The organism is Maribellus mangrovi (genome assembly GCF_037646455.1).
GTDB classification, from domain to species: domain Bacteria; phylum Bacteroidota; class Bacteroidia; order Bacteroidales; family Prolixibacteraceae; genus Draconibacterium; species Draconibacterium mangrovi_A.
The window spans coordinates 13,912-28,858 of record NZ_JBBIXN010000006.1 but is presented as its reverse complement, the minus strand read 5'-3'; the positions used below and the strand labels follow the sequence as shown (position 1 = coordinate 28,858).

At 42.4% G+C, this 14,947-nt stretch carries 9 protein-coding genes and 1 tRNA gene; 7 read left to right on the top strand and 3 right to left on the bottom strand.

Features of this window, described 5'->3' with window-relative positions:
* Window positions 1-12: 12 nt before the first annotated feature.
* The 4 genes from WFY05_RS19455 to WFY05_RS19440 all read left to right on the top strand — a co-directional run bounded on the left by WFY05_RS19455 (window position 13) and on the right by WFY05_RS19440 (window position 6,906).
* Window positions 13-2,028, top strand: coding sequence for a beta-L-arabinofuranosidase domain-containing protein (locus tag WFY05_RS19455; RefSeq protein ID WP_340114595.1), 2,016 nt, complete (start codon window positions 13-15; stop codon window positions 2,026-2,028).
* 52 nt (window positions 2,029-2,080) lie between these two features.
* Window positions 2,081-3,547 carry a glycoside hydrolase family 125 protein gene (locus tag WFY05_RS19450; protein WP_340114594.1) on the top strand — a complete coding sequence of 489 codons (1,467 nt, stop codon included), beginning with the start codon at window positions 2,081-2,083 and terminating at the stop codon, window positions 3,545-3,547.
* A 175-nt stretch (window positions 3,548-3,722) separates the two neighbouring features.
* Complete coding sequence (locus WFY05_RS19445) at window positions 3,723-5,129, top strand: sulfatase (protein ID WP_340114593.1); 1,407 nt, start codon at window positions 3,723-3,725, stop codon at window positions 5,127-5,129.
* Between the two features lie 193 nt (window positions 5,130-5,322).
* Window positions 5,323-6,906, top strand: a complete 1,584-nt coding sequence (locus WFY05_RS19440) for a sulfatase family protein (RefSeq protein ID WP_340114592.1) — start codon at window positions 5,323-5,325, stop codon at window positions 6,904-6,906.
* A gap of 242 nt (window positions 6,907-7,148) precedes the next feature.
* Here the strand turns inward: WFY05_RS19440 and WFY05_RS19435 are convergent.
* Window positions 7,149-7,220 (bottom strand) — tRNA-Arg (locus WFY05_RS19435).
* A 195-nt stretch (window positions 7,221-7,415) separates the two neighbouring features.
* Here WFY05_RS19435 and WFY05_RS19430 point away from each other — a divergent pair.
* From WFY05_RS19430 to WFY05_RS19420, 3 genes are read left to right on the top strand one after another with little or no spacing between them, the layout of a single operon-like run.
* Window positions 7,416-8,198: an HD domain-containing protein gene (locus tag WFY05_RS19430; RefSeq protein WP_340114591.1), complete on the top strand. Its 783-nt coding sequence runs from the start codon at window positions 7,416-7,418 to the stop codon at window positions 8,196-8,198.
* Window positions 8,198-8,608, top strand: a complete 411-nt coding sequence (locus WFY05_RS19425) for a secondary thiamine-phosphate synthase enzyme YjbQ (RefSeq protein ID WP_340114590.1) — start codon at window positions 8,198-8,200, stop codon at window positions 8,606-8,608. The genes WFY05_RS19430 and WFY05_RS19425 overlap by 1 nt, the downstream gene beginning before the upstream one ends.
* The gene (locus WFY05_RS19420) at window positions 8,608-8,823 is read left to right on the top strand and encodes a (2Fe-2S)-binding protein (RefSeq protein ID WP_340114589.1); all 216 of its coding nucleotides are present in this window, start codon (window positions 8,608-8,610) and stop codon (window positions 8,821-8,823) included. The genes WFY05_RS19425 and WFY05_RS19420 overlap by 1 nt, the downstream gene beginning before the upstream one ends.
* 23 nt (window positions 8,824-8,846) lie before the next feature.
* Here WFY05_RS19420 and WFY05_RS19415 read toward each other — a convergent pair whose 3' ends face one another.
* Together WFY05_RS19415 and WFY05_RS19410 are read right to left on the bottom strand one after the other, a co-directional pair.
* Complete coding sequence (locus tag WFY05_RS19415; RefSeq protein WP_340114588.1) at window positions 8,847-9,803, bottom strand: PorP/SprF family type IX secretion system membrane protein; 957 nt, start codon at window positions 9,801-9,803, stop codon at window positions 8,847-8,849.
* A gap of 20 nt (window positions 9,804-9,823) precedes the next feature.
* Window positions 9,824-14,947: T9SS type B sorting domain-containing protein (locus WFY05_RS19410; protein WP_340114587.1), on the bottom strand; the 5,124-nt coding region annotated here is incomplete at its 5' end.

Here is a 14,947-nt window from a genome sequence, read left to right as displayed (position 1 = left end):
AATCCTATACCAATGAAACAGATTTACCTTAGTTCAGTTCTCATTTTGCTTGTCATTCAGGTGACGCTTGGCAACGAAAAAAGAAACGAGCATTACATTACCAACCAGGCACCTTTAGTTGCACAACCATACACCGCATTACCGATTGGTGCCGTTCAAGCAGAAGGCTTTCTGCAGGAAATGCTGAAAATTCAAGCCGATGGTTTAACCGGTCACCTCGATAGCATTTACGAAATTGTGTGCGGCGACAATAACGGCTGGTTGGGAGGTACCGGCGATGGTTGGGAACGTGGTCCATACTGGCTCGACGGGCTGGTTCCACTGGCTTATTTACTTGATGATGATGAACTAAAAGCCAAAGCTCAAAAATGGATCGAATGGAGTATCGAAAACCAGCAGGAAGATGGTTACTTCGGGCCAAGACCTTTGCCTGAGAATTATGAACAAATTCCGGGTACTCAACAAGGAATGCGAAACGACTGGTGGCCCAAAATGGTGATGCTGAAAGTGCTGCAGCAATATTACTCTGCAACGGGTGACGAACGTGTAATTACCTTGATGACCAACTATTTTCGTTACCAACTGAAAATGTTGCCTGAGAATGAGTTGGGCTACGTGACATACTGGGCTAACCGAAGGGGAGGCGACAACCTGGCTGTGGTGTACTGGCTCTACAACATTACCGGCGATAAGTTTCTTTTGGACCTCGCGGAGATTATTCATAAACAAACTTTTGACTGGACAGGAGTTTATGCCGGTGATAAGATTCGACGTTTAAATCCGCTGCCCGATCTTCACTGTGTGAATGTTGCGCAGGGATTGAAAGAGCCGATCATTTATTATCAGCAACATCCGGAAGAAAAATACCTGGGATCGATAAAAAAAGGCCTGAATTCGATTAAGGAAGTACATGGTTTTGTAAACGGAATGTACGGCGCCGATGAACGCATGCACGGAAACGATCCGACACAAGGTTCAGAATTGTGTTCAGCGGTGGAAATGATGTTTTGTTTTGAAAACATTCTGCCGATAACAGGAGATGTGTATTATGCTGATTATCTTGAAAAGATCGCATACAATGTACTGCCAACCCAAAGTACCGACGATTACATGCGTAAGCAATATTTTCAGCAGGTAAACCAGATCAAGGTTTCCGATGACGAACGAAATTTCTTTAACGATCGGCAAGGGCGAAACGTTTTTGGAACTACTACGGGTTATCCCTGTTGTTTGACCAACATGCACCAGGGCTGGCCAAAGTTCGTTCAGAATACCTGGTATGCAACTGCCGACAACGGACTGGCAGCACTGGTTTATGGTCCAACAACTGTAACTGCAAAGGTTGCAAACGGAGAGTTGGTTTCCATAAAAGAGGAAACAGGCTATCCATTTAAAGAACAAATTCAGTTTACCATTGAAAGTGATGATGCGGTAAAATTCCCGTTTCACCTGAGAATTCCGGAGTGGTGCAAATCGTTCAGCATAAAAATAAACGATGCAACTCAGCAGGTTGAAGCACAAAACGGGATTGTCGTTCTTAATCGTGAATGGAATCCGGGAGATAAAGTTGAACTGCACCTGGGAATGGATTTTCGTTTTAGTTACTGGCACGAAATGTCGCTTGGGATTGAGCGTGGACCACTGGTTTATGCCCTCAAAATAAAGGAAGAGTGGCGCGAAGTGACCAAAGACGATTACGATGATACTTTTTGGGAAGTGCTTCCAAAATCGCCATGGAATTATGCAATTTGGGAGAAGACTGTTGAAAACACCGATTTTCACATCGAAATTGCTGATGAGATTCAACCCAATCCATGGAATCTTAAGAATGCTCCAATCATTGTAAAAACAAAGGGGAGAAGAATGCCGATCTGGACTGAAAACCGGAACATGGCAGGAAAAACACCCTCACCGGCATGGCCCTACCGAATTGTGGATGAAAATGAGGAAGAGATCACTTTAATTCCTTATGGTTGCACCACGCTCAGAATTACGCAATTCCCGGTATATAAACTCATGGACAAATAAAGAATTACCATAAAACTAAACTACCCGTAATTCATTTTAAATTTGGGCAAATATGAGTCGACTTGAACAAAATAAAGAAACTGATATGAGCAACAGAAGAGATTTTATAAAAGCAGGAGCAGTTACATTGGCCGGAATTGGCATTGCCGGAAGTTCACCAGTATGGGCAGCAAAGATTGGAAAAAACTACGTTAGCAATCGTCCGGCTTCAGGGGAGCGTAACTTTGTATCGAAGGCTGTGGAAGACGCAATTGTCAGTGCCAAAACAAAGATTAAAGATCCGAAACTGGCCTGGATGTTCGAAAACTGTTTCCCCAATACACTGGATACTACAGTGGAACACGGAACGTTGAATGGAAAGCCCGACACTTTTGTAATTACCGGCGATATTCACGCGATGTGGTTGCGCGATTCAACGGCTCAGGTATGGCCATATTTGCCGCTGGCCAACCAGGATGAAAAACTGAAGACTTTGCTGGCCGGAGTCGTGAACAGGCAAACGCAATGTATTTTGCTCGATCGCTATGCCAATGCCTTCAACAAAACCAAAGAAGAGGAAGTGCACTGGATGAGCGACAATACCGACATGAAGCCCGGTTTGCACGAGCGAAAATGGGAAATCGATTCCCTGGCTTATACCGTTCGGTTGGCCTATAATTACTGGAAAACGACTGGCGATACTTCTGTTTTTGATGCCGACTGGCAAAAAGCTGCTAAGTTGATCGTTAAGACTTTCAAGGAACAGCAACGCAAGGACGGATTGGGACCATATTCATTTCTGCGGGTAACCGACCGTCAGTTGGATACCGTTTCAAACGGAGGTTTCGGTCGTCCGCTTAAACCGGTAGGATTAATTAACTCAACTTTCCGTCCTTCGGATGATGCGACCACTTACGGATTCCTGATTCCATCAAACTTATTTGCAGTGGTATCACTTCGCCAGATGGCTGAAATAAGTAAAGAAGTAACAGGAGACAAAACCTTTGCAAAAGAATGCGAAGTGCTTGCTGATGAGGTAGATAAAGCCATCGAAAAGTACGGAATTGTTGAGCATCCACGACACGGGGAAGTTTATGCTTTTGAGGTGGATGGTTTTGGCAACCGTACTTTTATGGACGATGCCAATGTGCCCAGTTTGCTGGCTTTACCTTATTTGGGACTTCTTGACAAAAACGATAAGATTTATCAAAATACCAGGAACCTGGTTTGGAGCGAGGATAATCCGTATTTCTTTAAGGGAAAAGCTGCTGAAGGAATTGGTGGCCCGCATGTTGGATACGATATGGTTTGGCCGATGAGTATTATTATGCGTGCCATGACCAGCAATGAAGATGAGGAAATCAGGTGGTGTATAAAAACGCTGCGTAATACCGATGCTGACACCGGTTTTATGCACGAAACTTTTCATAAAGATGATCCGGAAAAATTCACACGTTCATGGTTTGCATGGGCTAACACTTTGTTTGGAGAACTGGTGCTGAAGTTAATTAATGAAGGCAAGGAAGAGATTTTGTCATAATTTAAATGCGATAACAGCTAACTGGATAGTTTGAATTATGTTTTCAGAAGTATTCTGAACAAGTGAAATGGAGAATTGCTAGAAGATTTATCCTGTTAAGGCAACAGAGTCGATTATACATTCGGCTCCAAAATTGTCCATACTAGTTATCTAATTCAGGCAGAAAATTAGATTTATGAAACACTATAGTTTAATCATTATATTCATTCTTGTTCTGAATATTCAGTGTACGCCGATAAAGGATAAAGTAGAACGGCCGAATATTTTGTTGATTAATATCGATGATATGGGCTGGCGCGATGTTGGTTTCATGGGATCGGAATACTACGAAACTCCCAATATTGATGCTCTTGCGGCAAACGGAATGATTTTTACCCAGGCATATGCCGGTGCCTCGAATTGTGCGCCCAGCAGGGCCTGTTTAATGAGTGGACAGTGGACACCACGTCATGAGATATACACGGTAAGTAATTCAGACCGGGGAAAAAGTAAAGACCGCAAGCTGATTCCCACACCTAATAACGAGTACATACCTGATGATAACCTGCTTATCCCTGAAATATTAAAACAGCATGGATACATCACTTGTCATGCCGGGAAATGGCATTTAACTGATGATCCGGAATTACGTGGTTTTGATGTAAATATTGGAGGAAGTCATACCGGGAACCCCGGAAGTTACTATCCGCCTTATAAAAGTGTTCCATCGCTAACACCTCCATCTAATGATTATTATTTAACCAATCTTATTGCCGATGAAACTCTCGGGTTTCTCTCGTCGGTACAGGAAGAACCCTTTTTTCTGTATTACTCGCCTTATGCTGTTCATACACCAATTCAGCCGGTTAGAGATTTACTTAAGAAGTATGAAAACAAAGCGGAGTGGAACGGGCAGAATAATGCTCAATACGCTACAATGGTTGAAAACGTTGACGCCCAAATTGGAAGAATTATTTCACTATTCATAGAACAGGGGAAGTTAGAGAATACTTTTATACTGTTTACTTCTGACAATGGCGGGCACTACGGAATTACCAAACAATGGCCATTGCGTTCGGGCAAAGGATCATACTACGAAGGAGGAATTCGGGAACCGATGGTGGCTTGCTGGGAAGGGAAAATTCCAAAAGGAGTAAAATCGGAAATCCCGGTAACGAATCTCGACTTTTATCCTACCATTTTGGCCGTTGCCGGCATTTCGAAACCAGAAGATAAAATTCTGGACGGAGAATCGTTGTTACCTGTTCTTACAAAAAATGAAACCATTGAAGAGCGTCCGCTATTTTGGCATTTCCCCATTTATTTGCAAGCGTATGTTAAAAACGATACGACAACTCAAGATCCATTATTTCGCACTCGTCCCGGATCAGCACTTCGTTATGGCGACTGGAAGTTGATCCAGTATTTCGAAAATAACGATATTGAATTATATAACCTTAAAGAGGATATTGGGGAAAAAAACAACATGGCGAACTCGAATCCCGAAAAAGTGGACGAGCTGTTGGAAATGCTGGAACGGTGGAGAAAAGAAACCGGGGCTCCGGTACCAACAGCATTAAATCCTGAATTTCAAAGCAACTAAAAAAAACTGTCGGTGGTAAAAAATATATAAGAATAGAATTAAGTACTTTATAAATAAGCACAGATGAATAGCTTTTGCTTGTTTCTATCTAATACGAATTTAGGGATTAGAAGCTCAGTAGGAAATTTAGCTTAATGTTGGATCGAGAGCTATTTTAGAAATAGAGTTATTGAGAACAAAACACTAATCAAATATGAAACAATTCATTTCAATACCGGCAATTCTGGTTGTAATCATTTTGAGTGGATGTCAGCCAGGTAAAGGAACCGTGGAAAAACAAGCTCCCAATATTCTTTTCGCTATTGCTGACGATGCTTCCTGGAAACATTTTGGTGCTTACGGATGCGAATGGGTCAAGACTCCGGCATTTGATCGTGTGGCCCAAAATGGAATTCTGTTTACTCGGGCCTACACTCCCAATGCTAAATGTGCGCCATCCCGTTCGTGCATACTAACCGGGCGAAACACATGGCAACTGGAGGAAGCTTGTAACCATTCACCCAATTTCCCGTCTAAATTTAAAACTTATACTGAAGTGCTTAGCGAGAACGGCTACTTCGTTGGAAATGTCGGGAAAGGCTGGGCTCCGGGTAATCCGGGCCAAATAAATGGGAAAAAAAGGGAGCTTACCGGAATCAAATTCGATGAACTTAAAGCACCCCCGATTACCACCGGCATTTCCACCAATGACTATGCGGCAAATTTTGAGGCATTTTTAGCTGCCCGTCCTTCTGATAAACCGTTTTGTTTTTGGTACGGTTGTTTCGAACCACACAGGAAATACGAGTTTAAATCGGGAATAAACAAGGGAAACAAGAATATTGACGAAATCGATGAAATTCCTTCATTCTGGCCCGATGGAGATACCGTAAGGGCAGATATGCTGGATTATGCCTTTGAGATAGAGCATTTTGATGCACATTTGAACCGGATGCTACAAAAACTGGAGGAAATAGGAGAACTTGATAATACCATTGTTATTGTAACCGCCGATAATGGAATGCCATTTCCTCGAATTAAAGGGCAGGAATACGAATATTCCAGTCATTTGCCACTGGCAATAAGTTGGCCGGATGGCATAAAAAATCCGGGTCGGGTTGTCGATGATTTTGTGAATTTTATTGATTTTGTTCCTACTTATCTTGAATTAACAGGATTGACAGCAGAGCAAGTTGGAATGCAGCCAATTACAGGGAATAGCCTTACTGATATTTTTTATTCAGAAAATGGCGGAAGTATTAATCCCGAACGTGATTTTGTGCTCATAGGGAAGGAGCGACATGATGTAGGCCGACCAAATGATCAGGGCTATCCCATTCGGGGAATAATCCGGGATAATTATTTGTACATCCGCAATTTTAAACCGGAACGTTGGCCGGCCGGAAATCCTGATACCGGATATCTCAATTGCGATGGAAGTCCAACAAAGACATACATTCTTGATACACGCCGAATGAAAGGGCAACTAGAGTACTGGCAACTTAATTTTGGAAAACGCCTTTCAGAAGAGCTTTACAACATTGAAGAGGATCCGTTTTGTATGAAAAATCTTGCATCAGAAGAAGCTTTTTCTGAACTTAAAGTCAGTATGAATGAAGAGATGATTGAAAAATTGAGGAAGCAAGGCGATCCCAGGATACTGGGCAATGGCGATGTTTTCGATAATTATGAATATTTTGGTGAAGTCAGAAACTATTACAACCGCTATATGCAAGGTGAAGAAGTGCCTACTAATTGGGTGAACAAGAGTGATTATGATGCTGACCTGATGGAATAAATTAGTGTTTTAGTTAGTATCACAGAAAATTAAAACCAATAGTCTGTTTAGTAGATAGTTACTTTTACGCTTGAAGTCCAATACAGCACTCGAATTGGAGCTAAATTTTTCTTTCAAGAAAAAAGATAAAAAGGAAAACTGAAAATGTGGAGTTGACTGTGCAGTGGTTGACCAGTGATTGGCAAAATAAAAAACGAACACATGTATTGTGTTCGTTCAGTGCGTGCTAAGTGTTTTAAAAGTGATCCCACCGGGATTCGAACCCAGATCGCAAGAACCGGAATCTTGTATTCTATCCATTGAACTATGGGACCTTTATCGGCTGCAAAAATAGCAAAATTACACAATCCCTGAACATTATTTTCCATTCATTCAGAATCGCTAAAGTTAGGCCCCTAAATAAGCGATGAAATGCATGTCAAATGTTAAGGTGTTAATAAATTTCCCGACGCGTTATATCGCAGCAATACATATTGGATTAGATTTGCGCATTATTTATAAGCGAATAAATGGAGGAAAGGGTTAACCGGACACAGTCGAATTTCAAGAACTATTTTGAGTCGTTTTCCGGACTAAGTCAGGAGCATCAGAACAATTTTGTAATTAAGTACGATCATTCATTAAGGGTGGCCGATTTGTGCAAAACATTGGCAAAAAAAATCGGACGATCGGAGGACGAACAAACGCTGGCCTTTTGTGCGGGGCTGTTTCACGACATTGGTCGTTTCGCTCAGTTGGTTGAATTCAATACCTTCAACGACAGTAAATCCGTAGATCATGCTGAATATTCGGTTAAGGTGCTTCGGGAAAATGATTTTTTAAGTGATATATCGGAGCAACAACAAACCGATGTTCTTGCAGCTATTTTCAGTCACAACAAACGAGAAATTTCGCGTGATGTAACAGGAGATGGTCTGGAACTGGCAAAACTGCTTCGCGATGCTGACAAACTTGATATTTTAAAGGTAATCACCGATAATTATACCAAGCCCCGATCGGTACCAAATCATACGCTTACCTGGGAGATGCCTGTCGGTTCTGTGGTAACACCTGCAGTGGCCAAACAGGTGCTGGCAGGCGATCTGGTGGACAAAGCATCGGTTGCCAGTCAGCTCGATATAAAAGTAATGCAGCTTTCGTGGGTATACGACTTGAACTTTAAACCGTCTTTTCAGTTTCTTATGGAAAGCCGGTTTATGGAAAAGATCTATGCAACACTGCCGAAAAGCGATACAGTGATCCAGATCTTCCGTTCTGTAAAAGTATACGCAGAGAATAAAGTAATGAATTAATGCAGGAAATTATTAGAGTAAGTACAAAGGAACACGATGTTTTAGTTGATATTACCGAGCAGGTGCGCGAAATTGTTCAACGTTCGGAAGTCAATTCAGGATTGGTTAATGTTTATGTTCAGGGAGCCACTGCCGGAATAATGATCCAGGAAAACTGGGATAATTCAGTGCAGAATGATGTGGTTTCTTTATTTCGAAAATTGGTGCCATCTGGAATTTGGGAACACGATGCACAGGACAATAATGGCGATTCACATTTAAAGGCAGGTATTGTGGGACCCAGCGAAACAATTCCTGTTGTGCAGGGAAAAATGGGACTTTCAACCTGGCAAAACATTTTTCTGTGCGAGTTTGATGGTCCGCGCGAACAACGTCGAATTATAGTTACCCTCATTAATTCCAGGGCATAATGGCGAGAAAACTGGTGTGTATTTGTAATTTGGTGGAAGAAAAAGAAATCCGGCAGGTATTGGATAAAGGAGCCGATTCAATTGAGTTGATACAGGAACATACCCGGGCCGGAACTTCGTGTGGCCGCTGCCTGATGGAAATCGATGTCATTGTGGAAGAACACAAAAAGAAAAAACCCGAAGACCAGCAACAAAGGCTCGATCTCGGGTTTTAGCCACAACATCAATCATATTATTATCAGAAATATCTGTGTATTACCTCGTCAGCAATTTTGCTGATCTCGTAAGAAATCATGATTTCATGTGTCCCATTTTGATAACCCCCAATCTCGCCAAAAGCAAAATCAACTGAGTAACCAATCCGTAATTTATTATTGATCACCCACTGAGCCAGGAAGCCAAAGGCATCGCCGGTTCTGTACATCGCACCCAACCACACTTTTTCAGCAATCAGGAAATTGGCCGAGAAATCGAATTGTGCCGGAGCACCTTTAACCATTTTTCCTAACATGGTTGGTTTAAATTTAACTTTTTCCGAGAGATCAAAAACATATCCACCCATGATGTAATAGTGGCGCAGTTCGGCCTGGCTGGAGTAGTTGTTGTAGTTGTTCTCAAATTCATTGTTCACAATCTTCGGAATTGAAATCCCTGCATAGAAATCTTTGTCGTACAGGAACAATCCGATACCAAAGTTAGGCATGAATTTGTAGTCGACTTCTCCCTGGAAAAAAGGATCGTCAGGAGTAAGTACCTGGTAATTGCTCAGGTTATTCGAATAGGCCGAGAATCCGGCTTTAAGTCCCATACGAAGCTTTACGTTGTCTGTTACCTGTACCATGTGCGAATAATCGCCAAATACCGAAAAGCGTTTTTCCTTACCGTATTTATCGTTAATCAGGTTCAGACCATAACCGGTTTTACCGTTTTTATGCAGGTTCTGGAACGAAAAGGTCTGGGTCGAAGGAGCACCGTCGATGCCCACCCACTGTTCGCGTGCCAGTAACATAAATCCCATGGCTTCCCACGATCCGGCGTAGGCCGGGTTAACGGTTTGCGTATTGAACATGTATTGCGTGTAGGATGGTTCCTGCTGTGCATATACATTTGTTGAAATCAGTACCATGAATACTACTATCCATTGTACACAATTTTTCAAATTCACTTTTTGATTTTTGTTATTTAAAGTTTTCATTGTTGTTGTGTTTTTATGGATTAATAGTTAATGAACAAGGTTCCTTTTTCAACATTATCATTATCCAGTATCAGGATGTAAATATAGGTGGCTGGTGGTACTTTACCACTTCCAATGGTCATTGAATTATCGGACCTTCCGTCCCACCAGGCATCTGCCTTGTTGCTTCCCCATTTAACGTAGTTTCCATAGTGCTCTTTTTCGAAGATCAGGTTACCCCAACGGTTGTACACGTATAAGTGTGCATCAGGATATTCTTCACCAAACAGGGTGTTGTCTAGATCTGATTCATTCATTCGAATTTCGAAATAATCGTTCTTGTTATCCGTATTTGGCGAGAATCCTTCAGGGATAATCAGTTCTACTGGTGAAATCCTCCTTTTCGGTAAAGGAGGTAGATCATCACGCCAGTCGCGAATACCATTTATTGTGTCACGTGCCATATCCTGAAGCGGAGCAAAACTTCCGATTGCATTCAATCCGATTAACCATTCATCTGTGGTATTGTATGAATCATAGGCATCATACAGACCGTCATTATCAGAATCAATTCCTGCAGGTAGTACATCAGCAATGGTATCATGTGGTGCTGCATCCCAACCTTCAACGCTATCATCAATTCCGTCATCATCAGTATCGGTATCCAGGTAGTCTTGAATATCGTCGAAATCTGTATCCCAGGCCGGGTACCAATTTCCACCATTTTCAGAATCATAGGCGTCATCCCATCCATCACCATTGGTATCGTTACCAGTAGGTGCAACGTAATCATAAATACCACCTTCTTTAATCATTGATTGCCATTCAATGTTGTCTACAATACCATCGTTGTCAGAATCGATATCCAGGCGGTCAACAATACCGTCGCCATCAGAATCGAGCGTTGACTGATTTAATGCATTGTCATTTTCAACATCATCAGGTATACCATCGTCATCGTCGTCGATATCAGTTACATCAGGAATACCATCGCAATCTGAGTCTAGTTGAACATAGATTGTTGCTTCGGCGGATGAACAATTTTCTCCTTCGGTGTTGCTACAGATGGTATAGGTAAACTGGATTACAGCTTCCGAAGATTCTTCGTTGGCATACAATACCTGACCATCAGTTAAACTTACCTGTACATTGTCAGGAAGATTATCAGCAGTAATTGTTACTCCTGAAGTACCAATGCCTTCGTCGTTAGCCAGCAGATTTAACACTCCGTTCACAATTCCACCCGGACAAACAACCAGGGTGAGCGTATCAGGAGCAGCTAATACTCTAACTTTTCCACAGTCTGCATCACCAGCTTCTACTGTAACAATTGAAGTATCAGTTGCTACATTTCCGCTTGCATCGATAACGGTAAGGATAACTTCATTTGTACCAACGTTGGCACAGGTGAAATCAGTTTTGTCGATAAACATGGTATCAATCGAGCAATTGTCGGCCGAACCATTTTCAATGTCCTCTAACGTGATAATTGCATTACCGTTGGCATCCAGATCAATGGTCATATCGCTGCTAACTGCTGTTGGAGCAATGGTATCAATTACAATAACGGTTGATGTACATGTTCCAATATTTCCGTCATGATCTACTACCGACAGAACGACTTCATTTTCACCAACATTGGCACAGGTAAAATCAGTTTTGTCGATGTACATGGTATCGATTGAGCAATTATCGGTTGAACCATTTTCAATGTCTTCCAAGGTTAGACTGGCATTTCCATTTGTATCAAGAGCAACAGTCATGTCGCTGCAAACAGCTGTTGGAGCAATGGTATCCATTACGATAACTGTTGATGTACATGTTCCAATATTTCCGGCGTGATCTACTACCGACAGAACCACTTCATTTTCACCAACGTTGGCGCAGTTAAAATCAGTTTTGTCGATGTACATTGTGTCGATTGAGCAATTATCAGTCGAACCGTTTTCAATATCTTCCAGAGTAATACTGGCATTTCCGTCAGCATCAAGAGCAATGGTCAGGTCGCTGCATACTGCAATCGGTGTAATGGTGTCCACCACGGTAACTGCAGAAGAACAGGTCGATACGTTGCCACAAAGGTCGGTAGCTGTCATCACCACTGTAATTCCTTCCTGCATACCTGCGTCGTTACATCCGAATTCGTATTGAGAAACGGTAACTGTGATATCTTCTTCAGCTGAACAGTTGTCAGAAACGGTATAAAGCTCTGCTATATCCGTATTACCCAGTGTCAGACTTCCACTTTCATCGGTATAAACCGTCATTGGATTACAGCTCAGTGTTGGAGCAATGTTGTCGCGAACAGAGATCGTTTGAACAGCAGTAGTTGCATTTCCGCATCCGTCGGTAACATTCCAGGTGCGCAGTACGATCTGCTCTCCGGCACATTCACCCTGAACAACTTCGTCGGTATATGTTACTTCAAGTTCAGCAGTATCGCAAGCATCATATTCGTCGGTTACCTCACCGGTTATCTCTATACCTGCATCGTACTCGCAATTTTCATCGGTGTAAAGTGTAACATCAGCAGGGACGGTGAATGTAGGCGCAATAGTGTCAATGACTGTAAAGGTTGCTGAAGTGCTAACAAAATTTCCACAAGCATCGAAGGCATTGAAGGTAACAGTTGCAAAAGCCCCACATTTCCCATGAGTAAGTTCGGTAAAGTTGTTTACCCATGAAACTTTGCTACATGCGTCAACTGCTTTTGCGCCTCCGTTATTTGCAAGCCATTCATCTAATGCAGCTGAAACATCTGAACTACAATCTACAGTCAGATCAGAGGCTTGATTGGTAATGGCAGGTCTGATATGATCTGAAATTTCAAATGTTGCTGTAGTTGAAGCACCATTCCCAAATTCATCGGTGGCTGTAAAAGTTACAGTTGCTCTTCCTGTCGGGCCACAACCATCTGATAAACCGGTAAAGTCATTAGTCCAGCTAACATCACCACATGCTTCTAATACAGTGGCACCCCCGTTATTTTCCAGCCAGTTTTCCAGTACAGTTTGCGCATACCCGGTACAAAGGACTTTCTGGTTTTGCGCATCGGTAATTTCAACAGGAAAACCTTTTATCGTAACAATTTGTGTGTGTGTTGTTTTATTGTCACAGTCATCTGCAGCAGTCCATGTCCTGGTAATGATCAGTTCGCCGGAATTCTCGCTTACTGAAGTGTCCTGACTCAGCGTTACAACAGCATTACCACAAATGTCTGAAGCTGTTAAAGTATGCAGAGTCGGAACGTCACCACAGGCAATGGTCGTATCGGCAGGTAAAGTTTCGTTAAATTCAGGAGCTTTAGTGTCCTGTACGGTTACAACCTGATTATGTACCGTGCTATTTCCACAGGCGTCAACGGCGGTCCATGTTCTTGTTATTGTATAAAGAACCGGGCACTCTCCAGGGGTTGAATCCTGTTCGAAAGTAACATATGCTTCACCACAATTATCAAAAGCAGTAAGCGTATCCGCAACAGGAATCTCATCACACTCAACTGTAATATCAGTCGGCAGAATTTCGTTGAATTCCGGAGCTTTTGTATCCTGTAAAGTAACCACCTGAGTATGCGAAATCGTGTTGCCACATGCATCACTGGCAATCCAGGTTCTGGAGATAATAAATTCATTTGGACAATCTCCTTCAGTTGAATCCTGCATCATCGTTACAGTGGCCGTTCCGCAGTTATCGGTTGCTGTTAGCGTTTCCATATCCGGTACAGCGTCGCATTCAACTGTAATATCAGCTGGTAAAGTTCCATCGAATGATGGAGGAGTTGTATCCTGGACTGTAATAGTTTGTATTTGTGATACGGTATTTCCGCAAACATCGGTAGCTGTCCATGTACGAGTGATCTCTGATCCATTGGCACATTCTCCTTCAGTTACAAAATCAGAATAAGTAACAGTCGGATTGTCGTCACAGTTGTCGGTTGCGCTGGCCGATCCTGTATTTTGCGGATCGGTGCTGGCATCACAATCTACAGTTATATCAGCTGGTAAAGTAAGAACCGGTGATGTAGTATCACTAACAGAGATTGCTTTTGTTGCTGAGGTAGTGTTACCACAACCATCTGTAGCCGTGAAAGTAACAGTAATTGTTTGACTACAGTTGCTTTGTGGAGCAGAAAAGTTATTAGAAACCGTTACGTTACCCTGACAAGTGTCGTAAGCAGTTGCAGTTGCCAACCAATCTTCTACTTTACTGAAGTCATAGCACTCCATGCTCAGATCTTCAGCAGGTATAGTTAATGTTGGTGCTGATGTATCTTCAATAGTAAATGTAGCAGTAGAAGAATTTATGTTTCCATTAACATCGGTAGCCGAAAAAGTAACAGTTATTGATTTATTGCAATCGTCACCAATCCATACCTGCTGATCAGCATTGTCGCTCCAGGTTACTCCACCATTACAAATGTCTGAAGCTGTTGCTCCACCATGATTGGCTAACCATGCATTATAATCATCTGTATTTCCATTTCCGTCGCACTCAACAGTAAGATCGCTCGCACTAATAACTTCGGGCTTGATCGTATCTCCCACGCTAATAGTGGCCGTGCATGTTGAGGTATTGTTTGAATTATCATAAACGGTTAATGTAACAACATTGTCACCTACATCATCACAGCCAAATTCGGTTTGAGATAAGGTTAATGCTGAAATTCCACAGGCATCGTTAGATCCATTGTCTATTTCACTGGCAGATACGGTCACGCTGCCATAAGCATCCAGTTGAACTGAGATATCCTGGCAAACTGCCACGGGAAGAACATTATCTTCTACCGTTACGGTAGCATCACAAGTTGATACATTGTCGTTATTGTCCGTTACGGTCAGTGTTACGGTATTAGCTCCAACATTTGAGCAGTCAAAATCAGTCTGGCTAGCAACCAGCGATTTGATTCCGCAGGCATCGTCTGAACCGGCGTCAATGTCATCTGCAATTATTGCCGCTGCTCCTGAAGCATCGAGCTGAATGGTAATATTCTGGCAGGATGCCACCGGAGGAATATTATCTTCCACAATTACAGTAGCCGAGCAGGTCGATGAGTTTCCGTTCGCATCGGTTACGGTTAATGTTACGGCATTATCACCAACGTTGGAACAATCGAAAGCAGTAATATCTGTATCGAAAGTCAAACCTCCGCAGGCGTCAGAAGAACC